At 72.9% G+C, this 5,126-nt stretch carries 7 protein-coding genes; 6 read left to right on the forward strand and 1 reads right to left on the reverse strand.

Annotation, left to right across the window (positions count from 1 at the left end):
- The first annotated feature begins 97 nt into the window (after nucleotides 1–97).
- The gene (locus ACFUK0_RS39320) at nucleotides 98–691 is read left to right on the forward strand and encodes a CGNR zinc finger domain-containing protein (protein ID WP_380258745.1); all 594 of its coding nucleotides are present in this window, start codon (nucleotides 98–100) and stop codon (nucleotides 689–691) included.
- Here the strand turns inward: ACFUK0_RS39320 and sodX are convergent.
- Entirely contained in the window at nucleotides 675–1,124 is a 450-nt protein-coding gene (gene sodX / locus ACFUK0_RS39325; RefSeq protein ID WP_380258747.1) for a nickel-type superoxide dismutase maturation protease, read from the reverse strand. The genes ACFUK0_RS39320 and sodX overlap by 17 nt on opposite strands.
- Nucleotides 1,125–1,299: 175 nt before the next feature.
- Between sodX and sodN the strand changes: the two genes are divergently transcribed.
- The 5 genes from sodN to ACFUK0_RS39350 all read left to right on the forward strand — a co-directional run bounded on the left by sodN (nucleotide 1,300) and on the right by ACFUK0_RS39350 (nucleotide 5,082).
- On the forward strand, nucleotides 1,300–1,695 hold the full coding sequence (gene sodN / locus ACFUK0_RS39330) for a superoxide dismutase, Ni (RefSeq protein WP_371479586.1): 396 nt from the start codon (nucleotides 1,300–1,302) through the stop codon (nucleotides 1,693–1,695).
- A 361-nt stretch (nucleotides 1,696–2,056) separates the two neighbouring features.
- Nucleotides 2,057–2,431 (forward strand): nuclear transport factor 2 family protein, encoded by a 375-nt coding sequence (locus tag ACFUK0_RS39335; protein WP_380258749.1) that lies wholly within the window; start codon nucleotides 2,057–2,059, stop codon nucleotides 2,429–2,431.
- A gap of 66 nt (nucleotides 2,432–2,497) precedes the next feature.
- The gene (locus ACFUK0_RS39340) at nucleotides 2,498–2,974 is read left to right on the forward strand and encodes a GNAT family N-acetyltransferase (protein ID WP_380258751.1); all 477 of its coding nucleotides are present in this window, start codon (nucleotides 2,498–2,500) and stop codon (nucleotides 2,972–2,974) included.
- Nucleotides 2,975–3,304: 330 nt separating this feature from the next.
- Nucleotides 3,305–3,718 carry an anti-sigma regulatory factor gene (locus ACFUK0_RS39345; RefSeq protein ID WP_380258753.1) on the forward strand — a complete coding sequence of 138 codons (414 nt, stop codon included), beginning with the start codon at nucleotides 3,305–3,307 and terminating at the stop codon, nucleotides 3,716–3,718.
- Between the two features lie 185 nt (nucleotides 3,719–3,903).
- Nucleotides 3,904–5,082 (forward strand): SigB/SigF/SigG family RNA polymerase sigma factor, encoded by a 1,179-nt coding sequence (locus ACFUK0_RS39350; RefSeq protein WP_380258755.1) that lies wholly within the window; start codon nucleotides 3,904–3,906, stop codon nucleotides 5,080–5,082.
- Nucleotides 5,083–5,126: the final 44 nt, after the last annotated feature.

Here is a 5,126-nt window from a genome sequence, read left to right on the forward strand (position 1 = left end):
GCCTTGCCCGGTCCCACCCTGCCGGGCGCCGCCGTTTTTCCGGCCGGAGGTAATAGGCTGGAGGCAAGTCACCCGTTACCGCCCTGGAAGGACCACCGTGGAGCTCGCCTCCTACGCCGACTTCGCCGTCCGGCTCGTCAACAGCGAGCAGCCCTGGCGCGGCACCGACGAGCTGACCTCGGTGGACGCCGTCCGGGCGCTGTTCGGCAGCCCCTCGCGGGCGGCCTCGCTCGCCGACGAGTCCGACCTGCCGCGACTGCGGGCCGCCCGGACCAGGCTGCGCGGCGTGTTCGAGGCGGCCGCCGAGGGCGACGAGGTCCGCGGGGTCGACCTGCTGAACAGCCTGATGATCGAGTACCCGGTCAGCCCGCTGGTCTCCGGCCACGACTACCTCGACGAGGACGGCCGGCCGCGCTGGCACCTCCACCTCGCCGACAACGCGCCGACCGCCGCCGCCAACTACACCGCCGTCGCGTGCATGGGCCTGGCGATCCACCTGACCGGGCTCGGCGCCGACCGGCTCGGCATCTGCCAGGCGCCGCCCTGCCGCAACGCCTACCTGGACACCTCCACCAACCGGTCCAGGCGCTACTGTTCCGACCGCTGCGCCACCCGCGCCAACGTGGCCGCCTACCGGGCCCGCAAGCGCCAGGAGGCGCAGGACGCCGCCAGGGCTACGGTTCCGGGCTGAGCCACACCCCGCACCGCCGGGCCAGCCCCGGCACCCGCGCCAGCGGGCGGGCCAGCAGCGCGCGCTCCAGCAGCCGCGAGGGCGCCAGCCAGGCCGGCCGCGGGCGGACCCTCAGCAGCACCCGCCCGAGGACCAACTCCTCCGGCACCGCGCCGAACTGACGACTGTCACTGTCCACCGGCCGGTTGTCCGACAGCAGCCACCAGCCGCCCGGCCGGCGGCCGTCCGCCCGCTTGACCAGCCGCAGGTCCTGCTGGAACGGGTGCCGGAACAGCACCACCGCGCCGGGCCGGATCCGCGCCCCGTACCGGACCACCACCAGGTCGCCGTCGCGCAGGGTCGGCACCATCGACGGCCCCGCCACGTCGATCACGCCGAACGGCAGCAGCCCCCCGCCGGCCGTCCCGTCCCGCGGCTCCTCCGTGCGCCCCACGCCTGCCTCCTCCGGTTCACCGGGTCCAGTGTCCCGCACCCGGACGCGCCCGGCCGTGTCCGAAATCAACCGGTTCGGACTCCGTCTTTGGCCCTAGGCCACCGGGGCCGCCGCGAAACCCCGGGGCCGTGGGGGTAACCTCGGGCCCGGGAAGACGATCTAAGGAAGGACTCCCATGTTCTCTCGTCTGTTTGCACCTCGCGCCACCGCCCACGCCCACTGCGACCTGCCCTGCGGTGTGTACGACCCGGCCCAGGCCCGTATCGAGGCCGAGTCCGTGAAGGCCACCCAGGAGAAGTACCTGGCCAACGAGGACGCGCACTTCCGCGCTCGCGCCATCATCATCAAGGAGCAGCGCGCCGAGGCCGTCAAGCACCACATCTCGGTGCTGTGGAGCGACTACTTCAAGGCCCCGCACTTCGAGAAGTACCCGCAGCTGCACCAGCTCATCAACGACACCCTGAAGGCCGCCTCGGCCACCAAGGCGTCGACGGACCCGGCCACCGGCCAGGCCCTGCTCGACCTCATCGCCGAGGTCGACAAGATCTTCTGGGAGACCAAGCAGGCCTGACGCCTGACGGACGCTCCTCGCGTCGTGCCCCCGTTCGCCCCGGCGAACGGGGGCACCGCGTTTTCCGGCTGCCCGTCGGGCTGCCGGGGCGTCACGAGGGGCCGGCCCGGCGGGAGTCCGGCGCTGACCTCCCGACAGCTCGCCGCGGGCCGCGGGGGGCCGGCGTGCCCCGTGGCCGGCGTCCCGCACCGGGTGCCGCCGGTCCGGGTGAGGCGCGGACCCCGGCACCGCGGCCGTCGGTGTGCGGCGGGGAACGACCTGCGCCGAGCGCGTCCCCGCAGAGGGCTGCGGGGAGCCGAACCCCGGGCGTAGGCTCGGGTGTACGAACGAACGAGAACGAATCCCGGCGAAGGAGAAGACCATGGCCACCACGGCGGCACCGACCGCCTTCGACACCGCAGCGCTCCGCGAGGGCATCGAACACCGGAACGCCGAGACGCTGCTCGCGCTGTACGCGGACGACGCCGAACTCCGCATGGTCGACCACAAGACCCAGCCGAGCCACCCCCTGGTCATGCACGGCCGCTCCGAGATCGGCGCGATGCTGAGCGACGTCTACGGCCGCGAGATGACCCACAAGCTGGAGCAGGTCCTGGTCCAGGGCGACCACGTGGCCTTCATGGAGTCCTGCGTCTATCCGGACGGCGTCAAGGTGCTCTGCACCTCGGTCGCCGACCTCAGGAACGGCCGGATCACCGGCCAGACGTCCATCCAGGCCTGGGACGAGCAGGAGTAGCCGGCGCCCCGGCCCCGCCGGATCGGCACATCCCGCCCGGCCGGTCCTTTGAGTACCCTCGAACGCATGATCCGTACCGCCGTCATCACCGATGTCCCGGTCATCCAGGCCATGATCCGCGAACTCGCCGACTACGAGAAGGCACTGCACGAGGCCCAGGCCACGCAGGAGCAGCTGACCGAGGCCCTGTTCGGCGCGAACCCCGCGCTGTTCGGTCTCATCGCGGAGGACGACGCCACCGGCGAGCCGGTCGGTTTCGCGCTCTGGTTCCGCAACTTCTCGACCTGGCGCGGCACCCACGGCATCTACCTGGAGGACCTGTACGTCAGTCCGGCCTCACGGGGCGGCGGCCACGGGAAGGCACTGCTGCTGGAACTGGCCCGGATCGCGGTCGAGCGGGGCTACTCGCGCGTCGAGTGGTCCGTGCTGGACTGGAACGAGCCGTCCATCAACTTCTACAAGTCACTGGGCGCCGTGCCGATGGACGGGTGGACGGTCTACCGGCTCACGGACGAGGCGCTGACGGCGGCCGGCACCCGCTGACCCCGGACAACGCGTGCGCCGGCGCCCGGAATACGCTCCGAGCAAGTCGTGCCCGCCCGCTGACACCCTGCGTCGCGAGGGCTTACCATGAGTGACCCCCGGTACCGGAGTAGCTCGTTCCCGTGACGACGGTCCGGGATCGCGACATCCGCCCGCCGATCGCGGTAACGTCTCGGGCGGATGCGCGGCGTCCGGCCAGCCCTACCGGGGTATGAACCGGTACGTACCGCACCACCCCTCTGGACAGTTGGGGCGAAGCAGTTGAGCCAAGCAACAGACAGTGCCGCGGCCTCGGGGCCGGAAGCACAGCGCGTCACCCAGGAGGTGAGGGTGTCCCAGATCGACGCCGAGCCCGGAGTGAAGGACTTCGTCGAAGTCCGGCTCCCCGCGGCAGGGGCCTACCTCTCGGTACTGCGAACAGCCACGGCCGGCCTCGCGGCCCGGCTGGACTTCACCCTGGACGAGATCGAGGATCTCCGGATCGCGGTGGACGAGGCCTGCGCCATCCTGCTCCAGCAGGCGGTGCCGGGTTCGGTCCTCACCTGCGAGTTCCGGTTGGTCGGCGACTCGCTCCGGGTCACGGTCTCGGCCCCGACCACCGACGGCCGGGCCCCCGAGCGGGACACCTTCGCCTGGACGGTGCTCTCCGCACTGGCCGGCGAGGTCGAATCCTCGGTCGCCCAGGACAACACGGTGTCGATCAGCCTGCACAAGAAGCGCGGCGGTTCCCCGGCCCATCCGTAGGGCCGCCGCAGGACAGCGCAGCCGACACCCCGGCGGCGGACGCAGCCGCCGCCGGACAAGGGCCGTACGCCCGGCACCACCCGGGCCGCGCGTACGGCTCCCGGTACCGCCCACCGCGGTACGACACATGAGATGACTCCGGGGCCTCGACCGTGGCCCCGGTGCTCCCGGAACGGAACGGGGGAATGGCCGTGAGTGATCTGGACCGTACGGATGCCGACCGGCGAGCGGCCGGCTCTGCCGACGCGCCCGCCATCGCCGGTGCGGGGGCAGCAGCCCTCGCGACGGCCGGCCCGGCCGTACCGCCCCAGGCGAGCGTTCCCGGCCTCGCCGCCATCGACGACGCGCACCCGAAGGACGCCCACCGGATGAGCCAGCCGACCGAGCCGACGTCCGATCCGTCGCCCCCGCAGGCGCCGGCCGAGCCGTCGGCCCAGCAGACGACGGAGCCCGTCACCGCCGCCGCGAGCGGGGTCTCGGCGCCGTCCGCGGCCGCGGACGGCGGGGCCGACACCGACACCGCTGCCGACGGCGCCGCCGCACCGGCGGCCGCCGGTGCGCCCGGCCGCCCGGCGGTGCCCGCACAGCCCACCCCGCACCGCTCCGGCGCGCCGGACCGCGAGGCCGCCCGCGCCCTGTTCGTCCGGCTGTCGGCGCTGCCCGACGGTTCGCCCGAGCGGGTGGAGCTGCGCAACCAGCTGGTCCGGATGCACATCCCGCTGGTGGAGCACCTGGCCCGGCGCTTCCGCAACCGCGGCGAGCCGCTGGACGACCTGACCCAGGTGGCCACCATCGGCCTGATCAAGTCGGTGGACCGGTTCGACCACGAGCGCGGGGTGGAGTTCTCCACGTACGCGACGCCGACCATCGTCGGGGAGATCAAGCGGCACTTCCGGGACAAGGGCTGGGCCGTACGCGTCCCGCGCCGCCTCCAGGAGCTGCGGCTGTCGCTGACCACGGCGACCAGCGAGCTGTCCCAGCGGCACGGCCGCTCCCCCACGGTGCACGAGCTGGCCGAGCACCTCGGGATCTCCGAGGAGGACGTGCTGGAGGGCCTGGAGTCCGCCAACGCGTACAGCACGCTCTCCCTGGACGTCCCGGACAGCGACGACGAGTCGCCGGCCGTGGCGGACACCCTGGGCACGACCGACGAGGCGCTGGAGGGCGTGGAGTACCGCGAGTCGCTCAAGCCGCTGCTCGCCCAGCTCCCGCCGCGCGAGCAGAAGATCCTGGTGCTGCGGTTCTTCCGGAACATGACGCAGTCGCAGATCGCCACCGAGGTCGGCATCTCCCAGATGCACGTCTCCCGGCTGCTCGCCCGCACGCTCGCCCAGCTGCGGGAGAAGCTCCTCGTCGAGGAGTAGGCCCCGGCAGGCCGAACGGCTGAGCGCCGGCACCCCCTCGGGGG

This window comes from Kitasatospora sp. NPDC057223, from assembly GCF_042669755.1.
Classification (GTDB): Bacteria; Actinomycetota; Actinomycetes; order Streptomycetales; family Streptomycetaceae; genus Kitasatospora.